Source organism: Terribacillus halophilus, from assembly GCF_900162685.1.
In the GTDB taxonomy this organism is placed as follows: Bacteria; Bacillota; Bacilli; order Bacillales; family Amphibacillaceae; genus Terribacillus; species Terribacillus halophilus_A.
This window is the reverse complement of the sequence record NZ_LT727828.1, coordinates 1,428,822-1,449,688: the sequence shown is the minus strand read 5'-3', so window position 1 is coordinate 1,449,688 and position 20,867 is coordinate 1,428,822. Positions and strand designations below refer to the sequence as shown.

Annotated in this window: 18 protein-coding genes, 1 other RNA gene and 1 other annotated feature; of the genes, 2 read left to right on the top strand and 17 right to left on the bottom strand. The window is 44.8% G+C overall.

The window, feature by feature from the left end; all coding sequences use genetic code 11:
• Nucleotides 1-24 precede the first annotated feature (24 nt).
• The 7 genes from B1K52_RS11840 to cymR are packed head-to-tail and all read right to left on the bottom strand — an operon-like array spanning nt 25 to nt 7,131.
• Nucleotides 25-1,125, bottom strand: a complete 1,101-nt coding sequence (locus tag B1K52_RS11840) for an AI-2E family transporter (RefSeq protein ID WP_077308484.1) — start codon at nt 1,123-1,125, stop codon at nt 25-27.
• Nucleotides 1,091-1,291, bottom strand: coding sequence for a hypothetical protein (locus B1K52_RS11835; protein ID WP_077308482.1), 201 nt, complete (start codon nt 1,289-1,291; stop codon nt 1,091-1,093). Before B1K52_RS11835 ends, B1K52_RS11840 begins: the two co-directional genes overlap by 35 nt.
• 59 nt (nt 1,292-1,350) lie before the next feature.
• Complete coding sequence (recD2, locus tag B1K52_RS11830; protein WP_077308480.1) at nt 1,351-3,687, bottom strand: SF1B family DNA helicase RecD2; 2,337 nt, start codon at nt 3,685-3,687, stop codon at nt 1,351-1,353.
• A 13-nt stretch (nt 3,688-3,700) separates the two neighbouring features.
• A complete protein-coding gene (locus B1K52_RS11825) occupies nt 3,701-4,375 on the bottom strand; it encodes a tetratricopeptide repeat protein (RefSeq protein ID WP_077308478.1) in 675 nt (224 codons plus the stop codon).
• Nucleotides 4,376-4,429: 54 nt separating this feature from the next.
• Nucleotides 4,430-5,542 carry a tRNA 2-thiouridine(34) synthase MnmA gene (gene mnmA, locus B1K52_RS11820; RefSeq protein WP_077308476.1) on the bottom strand — a complete coding sequence of 371 codons (1,113 nt, stop codon included), beginning with the start codon at nt 5,540-5,542 and terminating at the stop codon, nt 4,430-4,432.
• A gap of 5 nt (nt 5,543-5,547) precedes the next feature.
• Nucleotides 5,548-6,696 carry a cysteine desulfurase family protein gene (locus tag B1K52_RS11815; protein ID WP_077308474.1) on the bottom strand — a complete coding sequence of 383 codons (1,149 nt, stop codon included), beginning with the start codon at nt 6,694-6,696 and terminating at the stop codon, nt 5,548-5,550.
• A gap of 15 nt (nt 6,697-6,711) precedes the next feature.
• Nucleotides 6,712-7,131 (bottom strand): cysteine metabolism transcriptional regulator CymR, encoded by a 420-nt coding sequence (gene cymR, locus B1K52_RS11810; protein WP_077308472.1) that lies wholly within the window; start codon nt 7,129-7,131, stop codon nt 6,712-6,714.
• A 158-nt stretch (nt 7,132-7,289) separates the two neighbouring features.
• Here cymR and B1K52_RS11805 point away from each other — a divergent pair, with 158 nt between their 5' ends.
• Nucleotides 7,290-8,558 carry a replication-associated recombination protein A gene (locus tag B1K52_RS11805; protein ID WP_077308470.1) on the top strand — a complete coding sequence of 423 codons (1,269 nt, stop codon included), beginning with the start codon at nt 7,290-7,292 and terminating at the stop codon, nt 8,556-8,558.
• Between the two features lie 106 nt (nt 8,559-8,664).
• Nucleotides 8,665-9,426: an RsfA family transcriptional regulator gene (locus B1K52_RS11800; protein ID WP_077308468.1), complete on the top strand. Its 762-nt coding sequence runs from the start codon at nt 8,665-8,667 to the stop codon at nt 9,424-9,426.
• Nucleotides 9,427-9,481: 55 nt separating this feature from the next.
• Here the strand turns inward: B1K52_RS11800 and ssrS are convergent.
• The 10 genes from ssrS to B1K52_RS11755 all read right to left on the bottom strand — a co-directional run bounded on the left by ssrS (nt 9,482) and on the right by B1K52_RS11755 (nt 20,815).
• Nucleotides 9,482-9,660, bottom strand: a non-coding RNA gene (gene ssrS, locus B1K52_RS11795) — 6S RNA.
• Nucleotides 9,661-9,715: 55 nt separating this feature from the next.
• On the bottom strand, nt 9,716-11,500 hold the full coding sequence (gene aspS / locus B1K52_RS11790; RefSeq protein ID WP_077308466.1) for an aspartate--tRNA ligase: 1,785 nt from the start codon (nt 11,498-11,500) through the stop codon (nt 9,716-9,718).
• Nucleotides 11,493-12,785 (bottom strand): histidine--tRNA ligase, encoded by a 1,293-nt coding sequence (gene hisS / locus B1K52_RS11785; protein ID WP_143588879.1) that lies wholly within the window; start codon nt 12,783-12,785, stop codon nt 11,493-11,495. Before hisS ends, aspS begins: the two co-directional genes overlap by 8 nt.
• 74 nt (nt 12,786-12,859) lie before the next feature.
• Nucleotides 12,860-13,076 (bottom strand) — a binding site (T-box leader).
• Between the two features lie 46 nt (nt 13,077-13,122).
• On the bottom strand, nt 13,123-13,293 hold the full coding sequence (locus B1K52_RS17995; protein WP_179106538.1) for a hypothetical protein: 171 nt from the start codon (nt 13,291-13,293) through the stop codon (nt 13,123-13,125).
• A gap of 80 nt (nt 13,294-13,373) precedes the next feature.
• Nucleotides 13,374-13,784, bottom strand: a complete 411-nt coding sequence (gene dtd / locus B1K52_RS11780) for a D-aminoacyl-tRNA deacylase (protein WP_143588931.1) — start codon at nt 13,782-13,784, stop codon at nt 13,374-13,376.
• A 67-nt stretch (nt 13,785-13,851) separates the two neighbouring features.
• Entirely contained in the window at nt 13,852-15,111 is a 1,260-nt protein-coding gene (locus B1K52_RS11775) for a single-stranded-DNA-specific exonuclease C-terminal domain-containing protein (RefSeq protein ID WP_077308460.1), read from the bottom strand.
• Nucleotides 15,112-15,141: 30 nt separating this feature from the next.
• Nucleotides 15,142-17,358 (bottom strand): RelA/SpoT family protein, encoded by a 2,217-nt coding sequence (locus B1K52_RS11770; RefSeq protein WP_077308458.1) that lies wholly within the window; start codon nt 17,356-17,358, stop codon nt 15,142-15,144.
• A gap of 169 nt (nt 17,359-17,527) precedes the next feature.
• Nucleotides 17,528-18,043, bottom strand: a complete 516-nt coding sequence (locus B1K52_RS11765; protein ID WP_077308456.1) for an adenine phosphoribosyltransferase — start codon at nt 18,041-18,043, stop codon at nt 17,528-17,530.
• Nucleotides 18,033-20,375, bottom strand: coding sequence for a single-stranded-DNA-specific exonuclease RecJ (recJ, locus tag B1K52_RS11760; RefSeq protein WP_077308454.1), 2,343 nt, complete (start codon nt 20,373-20,375; stop codon nt 18,033-18,035). Before recJ ends, B1K52_RS11765 begins: the two co-directional genes overlap by 11 nt.
• A gap of 56 nt (nt 20,376-20,431) precedes the next feature.
• Nucleotides 20,432-20,815 carry a LapA family protein gene (locus tag B1K52_RS11755; RefSeq protein ID WP_077308452.1) on the bottom strand — a complete coding sequence of 128 codons (384 nt, stop codon included), beginning with the start codon at nt 20,813-20,815 and terminating at the stop codon, nt 20,432-20,434.
• Between the last annotated feature and the right edge of the window lie 52 nt (nt 20,816-20,867).

Here is a 20,867-nt window from a genome sequence, read left to right as displayed (position 1 = left end):
GTATAGAGAAAAAAGCGGTTTTTGTCAAACATCCGTATCTTTTGCTGTATCCACACACGCTTTGATAATTGTCAGGACAGGTACAGCTGCAATCATCCCGATAATCCCCCCAAGCTCTCCTCCTACGAGTAAAGCAAAGATGATCAAAAGCGGGTGAATATGAATACTTTTGCCGACAATATAAGGAGACAAAAGATTCCCTTCAATCAGCTGAATGATGAAAACAGCAACCCCAGCAAGAATCGCTGTTTTGGGACTGATTGTAATGCCGACTAGTATAGCTGGAATGACCCCAATAATTGGACCAAAATAGGGAATGATATTGGTGCTTCCCACCACAAGTGCTAGCACTAAGGAATATGGCAGTCGAATGAGCGTAAATGCTGTCCATGTCAGCAAACTTACGATACAGCTGACGAGCAGCACACCGCGAATATAGCGACCGAGATTATCATCAATTCGCAACACAAGGCTTTTTACCTTGCTTCTGTACTTGCGCGGCAGCAACAGCAATCCGGCATGCCCAATTTTATCTGCATCTTTCAGCATATAAAATACGATCACAGGCGTCACGACGAGAAATATAATTAGCTGTGGCAGCTTATTCCACAAGTGAAGCAGTTTTGTAAGGAAGTTTTCAGCGCGATTTTCCAAGTTATGCAGTACTTGATCCATCTTGTCATGCACTGTCTCTGGCAAAAAAGCTGTTCTTTGATACATATATTGCACATAATGATCGTAGCGTTGTGTCAGCTCCGGAAGATTATGGCTGAAATCCTTTACCTGATTGATCAGGGCTGGGATACCTTTGTACAATAAGAAACCACTAAAACCAAAGAATAGCACATAAATGATCAGGATCGAAAGCCAGCGAGGCAGACGCCAAGCAGCGAGTCGGTCAATGACAGGATGCAGCAAATAGGCAATCAGGCCAGCGATAATGAAAGGGAGGAATAACCCGCCTAAAAATAGCAAAAACGAACGATAGAAAGGATAGAGTTTGATTAATAGAAAACAGAGCAGCAGCGCGACGACAACCGTCACCATCCATAAAAGCACACGATACAGACGGGATACCTCTTTCATGTGACTAGAATGATGCGCCGTCGCATTTCCGTTCTTCATCAGTGAACAAGTCGTCTAGCGAACTAAGTGAACCATCTTCTTCTACTTGATGCAGCGAAAGCATCTCATCCTTATACGACAATTCAATAAAACAGCTCCAGCAATAATACTGCTCGGGACCAATCTTTCCGATATCTTTGCTCGTGCAGTTTGGACATTTTAACATATTGGATCACTCCAAATCCTTTTTACATGTTAGAATGTCCAATTATTACCGGGTATATACTACATAAAGTCGTAAGGAGAGAGATCTTCCTGTTCTGCTTCCGCTTCCTTCAGCATTCGGTCGATGAGGTCACCTGCTTCTGAAACGCCAAGATGTTCCAACAAAGACGTGTAGCGCTGGTTCGTATCTTCCGTTTGAATGCCTTGCAGAAATGCCTGTTTTTCCCCGACTAGAATTAAAGACTTTTGCGCTCTCGTAATACCAGTATAAAGAAGGTTTTTCCGCAGCATACGCCGGTAGCCGGGTACAACTGGCAAAATGACGATTGGAAATTCACTTCCCTGTGATTTATGAATAGAAATACAGTAAGCATGCATCAAATTTGATAAATCCTTGCTTTCATAAACAACTTCTTTTTCCTCAAAAGCAACGACAAGCTGCTCTTTTTGCTCAACATTTTCTTCTTCACGGAATATCGCAACTACTTCCCCAATATCGCCATTGAAAACGCCCTCTTCCGGGTCATTAACTAGCTGGATCACTTTATCGCCTTTTCGGAAGACCGTATCTTTTGTTTTCATTTCCCGCTTTTGCCTATCTTTCGGATTGACGAGCTGCTGCAGCTGTTTGTTTAGTTCATGGATTCCTGCTTGTGAACGATACATAGGAGCAAGCAGCTGGACATCACGTAAATCCCAGCCCTTATCGACCGCTTTCCCGACAATCTGTGTTATCACATCGACCACTTGATGCTCTCGGCACGGAATGAAATTGAAGTCCTTGTCCTTCTCCAACTCACTCTCCGTAAGAGAAGCATTTTTAATCGCATGAGCGATGGTGATGATTTTCGACCCTTCTTTCTGCCGATACACATCCTTCAGCATGACACGCGGAACCGCCTCCGAACGAAGCAAATCAGATAAAACCTGGCCAGGTCCGACAGAAGGCAGCTGGTCTTCATCGCCAACGAGCAGCACTTGCATATCATCTGGAATTGCTTTGAACAAACGGTTTGCCAGCCAAATATCAACCATAGAAAACTCATCAACAATGAGAAGCTTCCCAGCAAGCGGATTATCTTCGTCACGTTCAAAAGATTCCGTACCATCCCAGCCTAGCAGCCGGTGAATTGTCTTGGCAGGCACTCCCGTTGATTCTTGCATTCGCTTTGCTGCCCTTCCCGTCGGAGCCGTCAAAACGAAAGGATAAGTTTCATCTTTATCTTTATAATCTTGTGGATCAAGCGAGAGTTCGTGCAGCTCTGCATACGATTTAATGAAGCCTTTGATGACGGTTGTTTTTCCCGTACCAGGTCCCCCGGTTAAAATCATCACTTTTGATTGGAGCGCTTGTTCAATTGCTTCGAACTGTTCCTTGCCATAGCTGATTGTTTCCGCTTCCTCCAGCTTTCCGATGATCTTGAGCAGTTCTGCTTGCACGATTTCTGTCTCAGTTTCTTTTTCTGCTATTCGCTGCAAAGAACTGCAGAAGCCTGTTTCAGCGTAGTAAAGCATGGGATGATAAATTCTGTCTTCTTGTTTGACAAGTTTCTTCTCCACATGCAGCACACCTAGCTGCTCCTCCACTTGTTCCGGGCTAATACCAAATTGGGGGCTGCGCAGCAAAACGCCGGCTTGCTTTAGTACTTCTTCATTTGGCAAGTACACATGGCCTGCTTGCATACTATCTTGCAGTACCATCATGCAAGCTGCCTGCAGCCGGCTGTCATGGTCCATTGGCAGGTTATTCTTACGGGCCGCTTCATCCGCCCGGTGAAAGCCGAAGCCATCAATATCAAATACATATTGATACGGATCATTTTCCAATACAGCAACTGCTTCGTCCCGGTATGCTTTGTAAATCTTTTGTGCGAGCTTCAAGCCAATTCCATACTTCGACAAATGCACCATTACGTGATCAAAGCCTTGGTGAGAGCGTAAATCATGGAGGAAACGTTCCTTTTTCTCGTCGTTCAATCCTTGGATGCCGTCCAATAAGTCAGGATTTGACAGGACATCAGCAATCGCGTTTTCTCCCAATTTCGTTACAATCCGTTCGGCTATTCGTTTGCCGATGCCATAAAACAGATCGCTGGAAAGGTATTGAATCAGACCATCCTTCGTCTCCGGAACATAACGTTTATATTCTGTGACTTCGTATTGGTCACCAAAACGCTTATGACTTACCATCGAGCCGAAAAACATGTATGGCTCACCTTGATCGAGCTCACCAATATATCCTTTGATCACAATATCCTTTTCCTCGATTTTTTCGTTCGTTTCCAATACCTTGATGCGCACGATAGAAAACTGTTCTTCTTCTTTCCTAAAAATCGTATGCAGCAATTCACCTTTGACGAAACCTTTTGGGCTTTCGGCTGTCTCCCCATATTCCATACGCCTGTGCTCCTTACTCTTCGTTCTCGATTTGCTCCTTAATCAGTTCAATCTGTGCTTTACCGTGAATCGCCATCTCATGATTCGGCTGTACTTCAATTGCCTTCTCCATGTACGCATGCGCTTTGTCGAGCTGCTGCTGATACAGATAAGCAACGCCAACATTATAAAGGGCATCACTATGCTGTGGACTCCATTCCAGTAAATCAAGCAGCACTTGCTGCGCCGTATCGACTTCTCCTGCATTCGCTAATGCTAAACCGTATTGAAATACAATTGCTGCATCCCTGTTTTCTAGTTCTGCCGCCCGCTGCAAGTAAGGCAGTGCCAGCTTTTCCTTGCCTGTCTGCTGTAGGGACATACCTAAAAGAAAATGCACATCGCCTTCTTCCAACCCAAGCTTTGCTGCTTCCATCAGCTGCTTAACCGCTTTTTCATACTGCTCAGCCGTATAATACAAGCTGCCCAACCCGTAGTAAGCAGTAGCTGCTTTGCTGTCCAGTTCAATGGCGCGTTGAAAGAAGCGCTCCGCTTTTTCCAAGTCATTCATACGCATTAGCAGATTACCAAAATTAACGTATCCAACAGGGTCATTTGGTTTTTCTTCAATAGCTGCATTAAAATGCTTTGCCGCTCCTTCTAAATCCTGCTTTTGCAGACAGTCTATTCCTTCTTTAATATGATCCATTGTTACACTCCTCTATGTAAGGGAAACCCTTGCCTAATGACAAGGGTTTCTAAATTAACCGACGTATTCTAATTGTTGTTCATTTTTTATAATTTCATCAATCGTTCCGCCGCCCAGGCAAACATCGCCATCATAAAAGACAACAGCTTGTCCTGGTGTAATTGCACGCTGCGCTTCGTGGAAGTCAACACGTACTTTGTTATCACTTAATGGGGTAACAGTTACGCCGCTGTCTTTTTGACGGTAACGGAATTTCGCTGTTACGGTGATTGGAGCAGTTAGTTCTGTTTCAGAAACCCAGCTCATATCACTGGCAATTAACGCCTCCGAATACAAGCTGTCGTGCTCGAAGCCTTGCTCTACGTACAGAATGTTTTCTTTCAAGTTCTTCCCAACAACAAACCATGGCTCGCCTTCTCCGCCGATTCGCAGACCTTGACGCTGTCCGATTGTATAATACATCAAGCCATCATGCTGGCCTTTTACGACGCCATCAAGTGTTGACATGACACCTGGCTGTGCAGGCAGATATTCGCTTAGGAAGCTCTTGAAGTTACGCTCTCCGATGAAACAAATTCCAGTCGAGTCTTTCTTTGTTGCTGTAGCAAGGTTGTGCTCTGCTGCAATGCGACGCACTTCTTTCTTGTCCATTCCGCCGAGCGGGAACATAACTTTGGAAAGCGTGGATTCAGTCAGCTGGTTCAAGAAGTACGTTTGGTCCTTATTCTCATCCAATCCGCGCAGCATAACAGTCTTGCCGTCGCGCTCCGCTACTTGTGCATAGTGACCTGTTGCCAAATAATCCGCTCCCAGGCTCATGGCATGATCCATGAAAGCTTTGAATTTGATTTCTTTATTACACATCACATCGGGGTTCGGTGTGCGTCCAGCTTTGTATTCATCCAAGAAATAAGTGAAAACTTTATCCCAATATTGCTTTTCGAAGTTCACCCCGTAATATGGAATGCCAATTTGGTTGGCGACTTTTTTCACATCTTCGTAATCTTCTGTAGCAGTACAGAAGCCATTTTCGTCCGTGTCATCCCAGTTTTTCATGAAGATGCCGACCACGTCGTAGCCTTGCTGTTTAAGCAATAGAGCTGCAACGGAAGAATCGACACCGCCGCTCATACCGACAACAACACGGATATCTTTATTTTCTTTCATTTCTGTCACTCCTTTCCTTTTGTCAGACGTTTTATAATAGCAGCGACTGTCTGTGCAGCCTCTGCGACAGCTTCTGCTGTATTGCCATATCCGAAACTAAAACGAATACTATTTGTGACGCGCTCATCTTCTCCATACATAGCTTTCAGTACATGTGATGGATCAACAGAACCTGCAGTACAGGCACTTCCGCTCGATACCGTAACACCTGATAAATCTAAATTCATCAACAAAGACTCCACATTCGTTCCTGGAAAACTAAGATTGACTATCCCAGCTGAACGATGACCTGTATCTCCATTAATGAAAAAGTTTGTACCTGCCGCTTCAAGCGCGGACACAAATGTATCTTGCAGCTGCTGATAAGCAGCTTTTCGTTCTGCCCGTTGGTGCATTGCTAATTCGGCCGCTTTGCCAAAGCCAGCTATGGACGCGACATTTTCTGTCCCAGCACGGCGTTTTCGCTCCTGCTCTCCGCCATAGGTTATCGGTTTAATACGGACACTATCTGCAACATACAACGCACCGATTCCTTTTGGTCCGTTGATTTTATGAGCAGAAACACTTAAAAGGTCCACGCCAAGGGAAACCACATCGATTTCCTCAGTCCCATAAGCCTGGACAGCATCTGTATGAAAATACGCAGCATGTGACTTCAGCAATTCGCCGATTGCTTGCACCGGCTGGATGATACCTGTTTCATTATTAATCATCATAATGGAAACAAGAATTGTATCCGGACGAAGCGCTGCTTGCAAATCTTCCAGTTTAACTGCACCAGTCGTATCTACAGGTAAATACGTAATTTCAAAGCCTTGGCTTTCCAAATAGTTGGCTGCATGTAGTGTAGCATGATGCTCAATGGCAGTCGTAATAATATGCTTACCTTGTTCCTTGCGAGCGATTGCTGTACCGATAAGCGCCATATTATCTGCTTCTGTTCCGCCGCTTGTGAATATAATTTGTTTATCTGATGCGCCGATACTTGCGGCAACTTTATCACGTGCAACATCGACGATATGACGCGCTTCTCTGCCATACGCGTGCACACTGGATGGATTGCCGAACGTGCCTTCCATTACTGGGATCATCGCTTGAATGACATCCGGGTGCATCGGTGACGTAGCCGCATGATCAAGATAAATTGATTTCATAACTGCTTGCCTCCATTAAATATAAAACATATAAGGATCTTTGCTTTCTTCATCACCATGCCGGCACAGATCCTCTAACGTTGTTGTATCCAAAACATCTCTAACCGCGTCACGAATACGAAGCCAAAGCTGCTGCTTCGCCGGCTCTTCTTCTTCGATTCCTTCAACAGGAGTGATTGGTCCTTCCAATGTTCGAATAATATCTCCCGCTGTAATGTCAGCAGGCGGTGACGCTAACATGTAGCCGCCTTTTGCTCCGCGGATACTTTTTACTAAACAGGCATTTCGAAGCGGAGCAGCAAGCTGCTCCAAATAATGCTCAGATAATTTATGTTCAGTCGCTATCGTCTTCAAGGAAACAGGTCCTTCTCCATACTGTTTTCCTAAAGCGATCATAATCGTTAAGCCATATCGTCCTTTAGTCGATATTTTCATCTCTAAAAACTCCTCATAACTGCTTCAATAATTCTTTAGTCCAAAAACAATACCGATTATTATACCAGAAAATATTATATCATGAATAGCAAGTGGCTTGCATTTTACCGAACTGGTGGATACGCTAAGACAAGCAGAAACAGGATGGAGGAATAAAATTGGCGAAGCAACCATTAGCATACCGTATGCGGCCGAAAGACATCAGTCAAATTATCGGACAAAAACATCTCGTTGCAGAGGGAAAAATGATTCGCCGAATGGTGGAAGCAGACCGGCTAAGCTCGATGATTCTTTATGGCCCGCCCGGCACGGGAAAAACCTCTATGGCAATCGCACTCGCTTCAAGTGTGCAGATTCGTTATAAATTATTAAATGCTGTTGTAGATAAGAAGAAAGATATGGAAATTGCTGTTGAAGAAGCAAAAATGAGCGGGCAGCTTGTGCTTATACTAGATGAAGTGCATCGGCTCGACAAAGCAAAGCAGGATTTTCTCCTGCCGCACATCGAAAGCAATTTGATTACCTTAATAGGCTGTACGACCAGCAATCCCTATCATTCTATAAATCCGGCAATCCGAAGCCGCTGTCATTTGTTTGAGTTGCATAGTCTGGAACCTAGCGATGTGAAAGAAGCTCTGCAACGGGCAGTTCATGACGGCACACAAGGATTAGGCGACATGCAGCTGGAAATAACCACAGATGCACTGGATCATTTTGCTGGGTCTTCAGGCGGCGATTTACGTTCAGCTTTGAATGGACTCGAACTAGCTGCTTATTCCACACCAGCGCATGATGGTATCGTCGAAATCGACCTGGAAGTAGCAGAAGCTTGTATGCAAAAAAAAAGCTTCTCTCACGACAAGGACGGAGATGCGCATTATGATGTGCTCAGCGCATTTCAAAAATCCATTCGGGGAAGTGATGTGGACGCAGCATTGCATTATTTGGCTCGCTTGATTGAAGCCGGTGATCTCGACAGCATCGCCCGCCGTATGATTGTATGTGCATATGAAGATATTGGTCTGGCTAACCCGCAAGCAGGGCCTCGGGCACTGGCTGCAGTGGAAGCAGCAGAACGCGTTGGTTTTCCAGAAGCTCGTATCCCTCTCGCAAATGCCCTCGTTGAGCTATGTTTGTCGCCTAAATCGAACAGTGCCTATAAAGGGATTAACGCAGCATTGTCTGACATCCGTTCCGGAAAAGTCGGCGAGGTACCTGCTCACTTAAAAGATGCACATTATGCAGGAGCCAAACAGATGGGGCGCGGTATCGGTTATCAATATCCGCATGACTATCCCGGCGCCTGGGTAGAACAGCAATACTTGCCAGATCTATTAAAGAAGCGACGCTATTACGAACCAGTCGACACTGGTAAATTTGAACAAGCACTCAAGCAAGTCTATGAACGTGTAACGAAAAGAAAATAACTTGCACATGTATAGGAGCAGCTGCTTACGGCAACAATGTGTCTAACAGTTTTTATTACTTTCTATGTTTGTAGATTAACAGATAAGAAATGGAGTGTTAGCTCATATGGTTAAAGTAAGACAGGATGCATGGAGTCATGAAGACGATTTGTTACTCGCCGAAACCGTGCTTCGGCATATAAGAGAAGGCAGCACCCAGCTGCGCGCCTTTGATGAAGTTGGAGATAAATTGAACCGTACCTCAGCTGCTTGCGGTTTCCGCTGGAATGCCGAGATTCGCAACCGCTACGAACAAGCGGTAGCAATTGCGAAACGCCAGCGCAAAGAGAAAAAGCGCGCTGAACAAAGAGCGCAGTCAAAAGCTGTTCCGGCAATGCGCACAGAACCAGTCGCACACGTTCCCGAAAGACAAGGGACTTTCCCAATTACAATGGACGAAGATACAGCTCGATTTGAAGCCGAGATAGCGCAAGAGACATTTATTGTCGGTGAACATACTGAGTATCCTAATAATGATACTGAAAAACAACCAGCTGTCAGCGAGCAGCATACTGACGAACTAAGTCTTCCCCAAGTTATTACGTTCTTACAAACATTGGAGCAAGGTTATCAAACTAGCGAAACGAACCAGCATACGATTCATCAGCTGGAGGCAGAAAATTATAATCTTCGACAAGAAAACCAACAGCTGGCTGACGAATGCGAGTCTTTAAAGAATCAGTTGAAAACGATGAAAGGGGATTATCAAGTACTCATCCAAATCATGGATCGTGCACGCAAGATGGTAATCTTCGACGATCAAGATGCATTCTCTCCAGCCGCTTTCCGGATGGACAAAAACGGCAACTTAGAACAAGTTGCCAAATAAAAAAGCAGCACATCCCATAGGGGTTGTGCTGCTTTGTTCGTTTTAAAAGGAAAATAGCAATCCCAATTGTGCCGTCCTATTGAAGTTTTGAACCCGCTCTCAGCAGGTGGGTGCCCTGATTCACACTTTATGCGTCCACTCGTTGGAGGCTTGCATGCCATGTAAAGACTTTCGGGCTCCCGTACTTCATTGTAATCGGTCAAAACATATGAAGAACGTACACATCAGGATTGCTATTTGTTTATGAACTTATCTTAGCATGGATAAATTCATATTTCAACTGGTAAGTCTATTCGTCTTTTCCAGCAGATTTCTTTTGAATATCTAAATAAAGTTCATCCAGCTGTTTCTTGCTCACAGGATCTGGAGCATCTGTTAAAGGATCGGCCGCAGAAGCTGTTTTCGGGAACAAAATTGTATCTCGAAGGTTTGTACTGCCAGACAGAAGCATAATAAAACGGTCATAACCGAGTGCAATACCGCCATGCGGAGGAGCACCAGATTCCAATGCATCCAATAAGAAACCGAATTGCTCTTGTGCTTCTTCATTCGAGAATCCTAATACTTCGAACATGCGGTTTTGCAGATCCATTTGGTAGATACGCTGAGAACCGCCGCCTAGCTCATAACCGTTAAGTACAATGTCGTAAGCTTCTGCTTTAACAGACGCAGGGTCCGTTTCAAGTTTATCGATATCTGCAGCTGCCGGCATTGTGAACGGATGGTGTGCTGCATAGTAACGACCCTCTTCTTCGTCGTATTCAAACAACGGCCAATCTGTTACCCAAAGGAAGTTGAACAGAGATTCATCGATTAAACCTAGCTCACGGCCAAGTTTGCTGCGCAGCGCACCTAAGCTGTCAAACACAACTTTCGTTTTATCCGCTACGAACACAAGCAAGTCTCCGGCTTCAGCAGAAAGAACGTCTTTCAGCTGACTTTGTGCTGTCTCGTCCAAGAATTTAGCAATTGGCCCTTTCAAAGCGCCGTCCTCTTCGACTTTTACCCATGCCAATCCTTTAGCTCCGTAAATTTTGACAAAGTCCGTTAGCGCATCAATATCTTTTCGGGAGAAGTTAGCTGCCTGTCCTTTGACATTGATGGCACTAACGCGGCCGTTATTCTGAATTGCATCCTGGAAGACTTTGAATTCTGCAGACTTCACTGCTTCTCTTACATCTACAAGTTCTAACCCAAAACGTGTATCCGGCTTATCGGATCCAAAACGTTCCATCGCTTCCGCATAAGGAAGGCGCGGGAATGGCACTTGTACGTCTACATCTTTTACTTCCTTCATCACACGCTTCATCATTCGCTCTGTCATGCTGATGATGTCTTCTGTTGTCATGAAAGAAGTCTCAATATCAATCTGTGTAAATTCCGGCTGACGGTCAGCACGTAAATCTTCGTCACGGAAACAACGAGCGATTTGATAATATTTTTCAAATCCAGAGATCATAAGCAGCTGTTTGAATAGCTGCGGTGACTGTGGAAGGGCATAAAATTCACCAGGGTGCACGCGGCTTGGCACGAGATAGTCACGAGCGCCTTCCGGTGTGCTCTTCGTCAGCATCGGTGTTTCCATTTCATAGAATTCTTCTTCGTTCAAGAAGTTGCGGATTGCTTGCGTCGCCTGATGGCGGAGACGGAATGTCTCTTGCAGCGGCTTTCTGCGCAAATCAAGGTAGCGGTATTTCAAGCGTACGTCTTCAGATGCATCAACATCATCTTCAATTTGGAACGCCGGGCTTTTCGCTTTGTTCAAGATGCTTATTTCTTCTGCTGCAATTTCAATAGCACCTGTAGCCATGTTGCCGTTTTTCGTTGCTTCTTCTCTTTCCAGCACTTTACCAGTGATACTTACAACGAATTCAGAACGGATTTGCTCAGCAGTTGCCAGTGCTTCCTTGGAAACATCCGGATTAAATACAACTTGCACAATACCTGAGCGGTCGCGAATGTCTGCAAAAATTAATCCGCCTAAGTCACGGCGCTTCTGCACCCATCCTTTAATTGTTACGATTTCACCTGCATGACTCGTTCGCAGCAAACCTGCCTTTTGTCTTTCACTCATCCGCTTTTCCTCCATCCAACTGCTGCTTAATTGTCTCTACAGCTTCCTTGATTGCCACTTCATTTTGCTGTCCGTCCTGCATGTTACGAAGAGAGATAACACCTTTTTCCAGCTCATCTTCTCCTAATACAACAACAAATTTCGCTTGCTGACGATCAGCTGATTTAAATTGGCCCTTCATCTTCTTGCCAAGATAATCCTTATCTGCTGTCACTCCTGCCAGACGCAGCTGGAATGTAAGCTTTGCAGCCTCTTTTTGAACAGCATCATCACCTAGTGCAACAACATAAACATCGGTACCTGTGTTAACAGGCAGTTCGATACCTTCTGCTTCGAGGGCAAACAAGAGTCGTTCAATACTTAATGCATAACCGATACCAGGAGTAGATGGTCCGCCCACTTCTTCGACCAAACCATTGTAGCGCCCGCCGCCTGTTAATGTTGTCAACGCGCCGAAACCTTCTGCATCGCTCATAATCTCAAATGCTGTGTGATTATAGTAATCCAATCCTCTTACTAGATTAGGATCCACTACATAAGGAATCTCCATCGCATCCAGATTCGCTTTTACTTCGTCAAAATAAGATTTTGATTCCACATTTAAATAATCGTGGATAGATGGTGCACTTTTCACTTTCGGGTGCTCCCGGTCCTTTTTACAGTCAAGGATGCGCAGCGGGTTCTTTTCCAAACGGTTTTGACAGTCACTGCACAGCTCGTCTTTTACAGGTGTGAAGTGTTCAATCAAAGCTGTCCGGTGTGCTTCACGGCTCTCTTTATCACCAAGTGTGTTAATAATCAGCTTCAACGATTTCAAGCCAAATTGCTGATAACCGCTCATCGCTAAAGAAATTACTTCCGCATCGATGGACGGATCTTCACTTCCTAAAGCTTCAACACCAAATTGTACGAATTGACGCATACGGCCTTGCTGCGGACGTTCATAGCGGAACATTGGCCCATGATAGAAAAGTTTAGTTGGCTGTTCTGGCTGACCGTAAAGCTTGTTTTGCACATACGCACGGACTACGGAAGCAGTTCCTTCCGGTCTAAGCGTTAAGCTGCGGTCGCCTTTATCTTTGAATGTGTACATTTCTTTCTGTACAATATCTGTTGTTTCTCCAACTCCGCGCAGAAATAATTCTGTGTGCTCAAAAATTGGCACCCGAATTTCTTTGTAATTGAATTTGCTTGCCAAATCCGTCAGCACTTTTTCTGCGTACTGCCATTTCTCTGATGTACCAGGTAAAATATCCTGCGTACCTCTTGGCGCTTTCATGTCCATACGATTACCTCCTCGACTAGTGACCCAATCTCCGGAAATCCCAAATAACGACAAAAAACCCCCGTCCCTTTGCATCAAGGGACGGGAGTTTTTCCCGCGTTGCCACCCTAGTTGGATACAGCTGTATCCCACTTTGGGCAGTTAACGCCTGCTACGTCATTGTCTACTGTTAGTTCGACAATGCTCCTAAGGAATGTCTTTCAGTCGAAGCTGTGCCGGGCGCTTCCAGCCTATGGCGCCTAGTCTCTGTTCACAGGGAGTTCGACTTACTGTTTCCCTCATTGGATTTCCGGATTCTTTAGATTGTAATAATAGTACCTGTTTGTAAGAAAGATTGTCAAGATTGTTTTAGTTGTTCTTGTAATTTTTTTCGTTCCAGTGCATCTGCTTCTCCGCAAAATGCAGGGATATAAGAATCACTTGTTAGAGATGCCGGATCTCTTCTCTGCTGCATACCTTCTAATCCAACTGTGCCAAATACACGATTTTGTGCTTCGCTGCTGCGCATGCTGTTCACACCTTTATCGTTTTATTCTGCTACTATCATTTCCCTATTTCCGATTCACTATACAAAAAAACAAGAAAGCATTACGCTTCCTTGTTTGGTCTATCAGCACTATCAAGCACAATGGTGACAGGTCCTTCATTAATAAGCTGGACATCCATATGCGCACCAAATTCGCCCGTTTCGACAGTAACTCCCGCTTCGGTCAGTTTTTTATTGAATTTTTCATATAACTTTTTGGCAACTTCCGGCTTAGCGGCGTCAGTGAAGCTGGGACGGCGCCCTTTCCGAGTATCTGCGTATAAAGTGAATTGCGAAACAGACAGAACTTCCCCGCCTACTTGAAGAAGTGAGTCGTTCATTTTACCGTCAGCATCTTCAAAAACACGAAGATGGATTAATTTATTCACAATATAATCCAAGTCCGCTTCTGTATCTTCATGCGTAATGCCGACTAGCAGCATAAAACCCTTGCCAATCATGCCAATAANCATCAAAGTTGTAATATCTTTGAACTTAATCCCCGGTTTTGGCCAGTCCTCTACGACTGTAATATATTTTTTATAATCCATTTACTGCTTCCTCCTCGATAACTTCCCCGCGCTCCAGCGCATGTTCCAGCCATTGTTTCAAATCGTTGTAGCCGGAATAATATAAGATCTTCTCGACTTCTATCGCTTCCTTCAATCCCTGGTAGACTTGTGAGTCCGCCAGATCTCGTTTGGAAGGACTTGGGTTGATTGAAATTTGATCCTTATCTAGTTTAACAAATTCGAGCTCAAAAAACACGTCGGAAATAAACTTGGTCCGCTGCGCACTCCAGCCACGGCTATTTTTAAGGTGATTCTCCAGCTGCTGATAAGAAATCGTCTTCTGTTTCAGCAGAATAGCGTAGAAGATCTTAAACTGTTCCCGATCCGGAAATCCTTGTAAATAAGCGTTCTCTTTCACATCATAACAAGCATAAATAAGATCTGGCTGTATATGACGTAAAGCAAACGTAAGGTCTTCCAGCCGGTGCGGCAGATCTGCGAGAACAACAGCAGTTATATTGCCTGCCGCATTCGCCAAACCTTCCGTTTCGTAATCAAGCACGCGTACCTGATCTGACAACCAGTTTAGATCCGTATCTGGTCGGAAACGAATAACAGCTGTTTCTTCTTCCTGTTTCAGCTGTACTGTTTTTTGAAGCTGCTTGCTGCCTCGGTGATCGAACAGCTGCCAAGAATGGACTGCTACATCTTCAATTAAAATTTGGGCCTTCTGCCTGCCATTCCACTCGTTAATAGACAGTTCTCCGACAGCTTCCAGTTCGTCTGCTGGCGCTAAAAACGGATAAAGGTCTCCTTTTCCGAAACAAACCCCATCAAGCTGTACATTTTCCTCCGCAAAAACAAACTTCAAGTGATTTTTATTCGCCCCGATCAGCTTCACTTCCCGCATTGGCGCAGAAAGTTTTACGAGCGGCTTCGGATTTTGCATACCGAATGGCGCCAGCTGTGACATATCTTTGATTAAATCAATCGAGACATCTTGTACGCTCACTTCTAAATCTATGGCCAATGACTGCTTAAAGTCTTCTGGACGCAGCGCATCACTGGCAGCCTTATTTAAAGCTTTTCGAAGCTGGTCTACTTGCTCAAGTTCTAATGTCATTCCCGCTGCTTGGGCATGTCCCCCAAAAGCAACAAAGTGATCCCGAACTTGCATGCAGTGGTGGAATAAATCAAAAGCATCGATGCTTCTGGCCGAGCCTTTCGCTGTACCTTTTTCAGGATGAGCTGCCAGTACTATAGCAGGGCGATCAAAAGTGCGCACCAATTTTGACGCAACGNCTTACCAGCCTCTCTTCTATTGCAGCATTCTCGTTACGGTATAAATATCTTTAATCTGCTTAATCCGCTCGACAATTTTCCGCAGATGGCCGACATTATGAATCAGTATCGTCAAATGGATGGTTGCGATCTTATTGCGATCAGACTTTCCATCAACTGCCGTAATCTGTGTACGCGTTTCATTGACAGCTTGCAAGACTTCGTTCATCAATCCATGTCTGTCAAACGCGTTAACCTCTAAGTCAACATGATATTGTTTGGCACTTGTTGCACTGTTTTCCCAGTCGACTTGCAGCTTACGTGTCTGTGCTTCTTCCGTCTGCATATTCGGACAGTCGTTACGATGAACAGAAACGCCTCTGCCTTTCGTTATATAGCCGATAATTTCATCACCAGGTACCGGATTGCAGCATTTAGACAAGCGGACCAGCATATTATCTACGCCTTCTACCCGAACGCCCGAATCACGTTTGCGGCTCGAAGCTGCGGATTTGGACGCATTCGCCATCTTGACTGTTTCGATTGTTTTGTCTATTGCTTCTTGTTTCTCGCTTTGGCGTCTGAGCGTTTCTGTCAGACGGGTCGTAATCTGTGCAGCGGTTATTCCTTGGTATCCGACTGCAGCGTACATATCTTCTTCTGAGGTAAAATTAAACTTTTCAACCGCTTTGCGTATGTTCTCTGCTGTAAACACGAGCTTTGGATCGAAGCCAGACTGCTTTACTTCTTCCTCCACGAGCTCTTTTCCTTTTGCAACATTCTCTTCTCGGCGCTGCTTTTTGAAGAATTGCTTAATCTTATTTCGCGCATGCGTTGTCTGCGCAAGCTTGACCCAGTCTTGAGAAGGGCCGTAAGAATGCTTCGATGTCATCATTTCCACGATGTCACCGTTCTTTAATTTATACTCCAGCGGCTCCATCTTTCCGTTTATCTTCGCACCGACAGTGTGGTTGCCCACTTCGGTATGCACACGGTATGCAAAATCGATCGGTACTGAGCCAGACGGAAGCTCTACGACGTCTCCTTTAGGCGTGAATACATATACCATGTCACTAAACAAATCAAGCTTGAGCGACTCCATAAACTCTTCCGCATTTTCCGACTCATTTTGGAAATCAAGAATTTCACGGAACCACGTCAGCTTTTCTTCGAATGATTTCTTCGGATTATTGGCTTGCATCTGCTTGCCTTCTTTGTATGCCCAATGCGCTGCAATTCCGTATTCTGCAATTTCATGCATTTCTTCTGTTCGTATTTGCACCTCAAGCGGATCGCCTTTTGGTCCAATCACAGTTGTATGCAGCGATTGATAAAGATTCAGCTTTGGCATCGCAATATAGTCCTTAAAGCGGCCCGGCATCGGTTTCCAGCACGTATGAATGACACCTAACACGGCATAACAGTCTTTAATGCTTTTCACAATCACACGTACTGCCAGCAGATCATAGATTTCATTGAACTGCTTATGCTGATGTTCCATTTTACGGTAAATACTATACAGATGCTTCGGCCGGCCGAATATATCTGCGTCAATATGAATATCATGAAGCTGACTGCGAATTTCGCCCATTACGTCTCCGATGTAGCTTTCCCGTTCCTCGCGCTTTTGCTTCATCAAATGGACAATCCGATAATATTGCTGCGGATTCATATAGCGGAGTGCAGTATCCTCCAGCTCCCATTTAATCGTGCTAATACCAAGTCGATGTGCCAGCGGTGCGAATATCTCTAATGTCTCATTAGAAATACGTCGCTGCTTTTCAGGAGACAGATGCTTGAGTGTCCGCATATTATGCAAACGATCCGCCAGTTTGATTAGAATGACACGCATATCCTTCGCCATTGCTACAAACATTTTCCGGTGATTCTCTGCCTGCTGGACTTGCTTCGATTTATATTTGATTTTGCCTAGCTTGGTAACCCCGTCGACAAGCATTGCCACTTCGGCATTAAACGCGGCTTCCAGTTCTTCAATAGTAACTGGTGTGTCTTCCACAACATCATGCAGAAATCCGCCAGCTATTGTTTCCGCATCTAATTCCAAATGAACGAGTATGCCCGCTACTTGTATTGGGTGGATAATATACGCTTCCCCAGAACGGCGGTATTGGCCTTCATGCGCTTTCTCAGCGAACTCATACGCTTTCCGGATAAAAGCGACATGCTCGTCCGACAGATATCCAGTTGCTTCTTGAATGACCTCTTCGGCCGTTAGAATTTTATCCTTTGGCATTCTATTTCCATAAACTCCTTCTCATCGTCCGCGAATGCGACGAGGATTATAAACTGTCACATCTCATTTTTATTAGCTTAACAAATATCCAATCAATTCGACAAGTATCTCTATCCTTCAGATGCAAGAAAGAGTGCCCCAAATGGAGCACTCTTGATTGTGATTGCTATTATTCGTAAGTAGTTAGCGTAAGAACTTCGTAACCATTCAGCTTTTCTCTGCCGTCAAGATAACCCAATTCTACGAAGAATGCACATCCGACAACGATACCGCCAAGTTGTTCAACAAGTTTGATTGTTGCTTCGATTGTACCGCCAGTCGCAAGCAAGTCATCTGTAATCAGAACACGCTGACCAGGTTTAATTGCATCTTTATGGATTGTCAGAACGTTTTCGCCGTATTCAAGACCGTAAGATACTTTGATTACTTCTCTCGGCAGCTTGCCTTCTTTCCGTACAGGTGCAAAGCCAATATCCAAAGCATAAGATACCGGACAGCCTACAATAAATCCGCGTGCTTCCGGACCGACGATCAAGTCTACATTTTTGTCTTTCGCGAATTCAACAATTTCATTAACTGCTGATTTATATGCCGGGCCATTATCCATCAAAGTTGTAATATCTTTGAACTTAATCCCCGGTTTTGGCCAGTCCTCTACGACTGTAATATATTTTTTATAATCCATTTACTGCTTCCTCCTCGATAACTTCCCCGCGCTCCAGCGCATGTTCCAGCCATTGTTTCAAATCGTTGTAGCCGGAATAATATAAGATCTTCTCGACTTCTATCGCTTCCTTCAATCCCTGGTAGACTTGTGAGTCCGCCAGATCTCGTTTGGAAGGACTTGGGTTGATTGAAATTTGATCCTTATCTAGTTTAACAAATTCGAGCTCAAAAAACACGTCGGAAATAAACTTGGTCCGCTGCGCACTCCAGCCACGGCTATTTTTAAGGTGATTCTCCAGCTGCTGATAAGAAATCGTCTTCTGTTTCAGCAGAATAGCGTAGAAGATCTTAAACTGTTCCCGATCCGGAAATCCTTGTAAATAAGCGTTCTCTTTCACATCATAACAAGCATAAATAAGATCTGGCTGTATATGACGTAAAGCAAACGTAAGGTCTTCCAGCCGGTGCGGCAGATCTGCGAGAACAACAGCAGTTATATTGCCTGCCGCATTCGCCAAACCTTCCGTTTCGTAATCAAGCACGCGTACCTGATCTGACAACCAGTTTAGATCCGTATCTGGTCGGAAACGAATAACAGCTGTTTCTTCTTCCTGTTTCAGCTGTACTGTTTTTTGAAGCTGCTTGCTGCCTCGGTGATCGAACAGCTGCCAAGAATGGACTGCTACATCTTCAATTAAAATTTGGGCCTTCTGCCTGCCATTCCACTCGTTAATAGACAGTTCTCCGACAGCTTCCAGTTCGTCTGCTGGCGCTAAAAACGGATAAAGGTCTCCTTTTCCGAAACAAACCCCATCAAGCTGTACATTTTCCTCCGCAAAAACAAACTTCAAGTGATTTTTATTCGCCCCGATCAGCTTCACTTCCCGCATTGGCGCAGAAAGTTTTACGAGCGGCTTCGGATTTTGCATACCGAATGGCGCCAGCTGTGACATATCTTTGATTAAATCAATCGAGACATCTTGTACGCTCACTTCTAAATCTATGGCCAATGACTGCTTAAAGTCTTCTGGACGCAGCGCATCACTGGCAGCCTTATTTAAAGCTTTTCGAAGCTGGTCTACTTGCTCAAGTTCTAATGTCATTCCCGCTGCTTGGGCATGTCCCCCAAAAGCAACAAAGTGATCCCGAACTTGCATGCAGTGGTGGAATAAATCAAAAGCATCGATGCTTCTGGCCGAGCCTTTCGCTGTACCTTTTTCAGGATGAGCTGCCAGTACTATAGCAGGGCGATCAAAAGTGCGCACCAATTTTGACGCAACGATTCCTAAGACGCCCTCGTTCCAGCCTTCTTTCGCCACAATAATAACGTGGCTGCTGTCTTCTGCCGGCTGTTCTCTGACCATTGCTTCGGCTTCTTTGGCAATCTTTGCAACGATATTCTGCCGTTCGGTGTTCAGTGACTGAATCTCTTCTGCCATTTCGGCTGCCTCTTCATAAGTGGCCGCCAGCAATAATTCTACAGCCAAGTCAGCCTCCTGTAAGCGACCGACTGCATTAATTCGCGGTCCAATCTTGAAGCCGATATCTTCTTCTGTTACGACCCCGTCCAAGCCACAACTGTCCTTTAAGGCACGTATTCCTGGTCTTTGGGAGGAAGAAATTGCCTTTAATCCCTCTGCAGCTAATACTCTGTTTTCATCAACAAGCGGCACCAAATCCGCAATCGTTCCAATGACAACCAAATCAAGCAGCTGTTTTGGAAAGTATCCGAGCAAGTACTCTGCAAGTTTAAATGCCACTCCTACGCCGGCAAGTTCATGGAACGGATAATCGGGTGAGCATTTCGGATGCACGACCGCTACAGCAGCCGGAACAGATTCTTGTACCTCATGGTGATCTGTAATAATCAAATCAATTCCAATCTGCTTCGCAACCTCAGCCTCGTGATTAGCAGCAATTCCTGTATCGACAGTTATAATTAACCCATAGCCATTGTCTTTTGCGGCACGGAAAGCTTCCTCATTCGGTCCGTAGCCTTCCGTAAAACGGTTCGGTATATAATAATCGCAATCGGCGCCAAGCTCCCGAAGTGCTTCTAGCAGGACAACAGTGGAAGAAACACCATCTGCATCGTAATCGCCGAATACGAGTATTTTTTCTTCTTGCGCTATTGCAGCATGGATTCGTTCCGCTGCAACATCTATATCACGTAAATATTCCGGGCGATGTAGGTCCTCAAGAGACGGACGAAGGAACCGCTGTGCATCCTCTGCCGATGTTATCCCCCGCTGCAGAAGCAATTGCTCGACTAGCGGTGAAACACCGAAACCCAGTGCTGTATGAGCAGAAGGGCCGCTATTTTCCTTCCATCTCATTGTGCTTTTCAACATAAAAAAGACCCCCTAACCAAGCTATTATACTAGAGCCTGGCCAGCGGGGCAATGTGTTATCTGTTGTATTCGTCTCTCATTCGTTCAGAAGTAGGATACGTGTTAGTTGTCGGATCGGAAATATTTGTAGTCGCTCTTTCCGTTTCCTCGTGTCCATACTCTGCCCGTTTTTCTTGTATTTCTGTTATTTCAGCTGCTTTCTTATCATTATCTTTTCGTAAAGTGCGTACTTCTCGGTTCAATTTAAACATACGCAACCCTCCTACAGATGCTGTAATTAAGACGCCCATCAAAACGGAGAACAAAATGATTAATATCAGGGGAGCAGACCCAACTCCAAATAGGTAGTCCACCTGTACACTGTCAACGTTGATAACTGCGAATATTGCAATAAGTACTGCAAAGATAACTGCTAGAATGATATACCATTGTGCTTTCATATGCTGACTCCTTTCGAATGCGTCTATTACTTACATTCCCTAAATTTCAAAA